The 309-nt window shown below is 44.7% G+C and carries 2 tRNA genes; both read left to right on the plus strand.

From position 1 onward, the window contains the following. The first annotated feature begins 68 nt into the window (after window positions 1–68). A tRNA-Ile gene (locus FC88_RS09885) sits at window positions 69–143 on the plus strand. A 25-nt stretch (window positions 144–168) separates the two neighbouring features. After that, window positions 169–241: transfer RNA gene (locus FC88_RS09890), tRNA-Ala, on the plus strand. Window positions 242–309: the final 68 nt, after the last annotated feature.

The raw sequence follows: 309 nt of genomic DNA on the forward strand, positions 1-309 counted from the left end.
TTAGCATCAACGGAAATACACAACGTTAAAACTTTGTTTAGTTTTGAGAGGCCTACCGGGCGCATTTCGGGCCTATAGCTCAGCTGGTTTAGAGCGCACGCCTGATAAGCGTGAGGTCGATGGTTCAAGTCCATTTAGGCCCATTCTCAGAAATTTTAATAGTACCATGGGGGTTTAGCTCAGCTGGGAGAGCACCTGCTTTGCAAGCAGGAGGTCATCGGTTCGATCCCGTTAACCTCCATTGACAGAGATGTCAAACTCGTACCTTGAAAACTGGATATTAAGAATTAATGATTTAAAAGAAACACC

The sequence above is a fragment of the Companilactobacillus futsaii JCM 17355 genome (assembly GCF_001435505.1).
Taxonomy (GTDB): Bacteria; Bacillota; Bacilli; order Lactobacillales; family Lactobacillaceae; genus Companilactobacillus; species Companilactobacillus futsaii.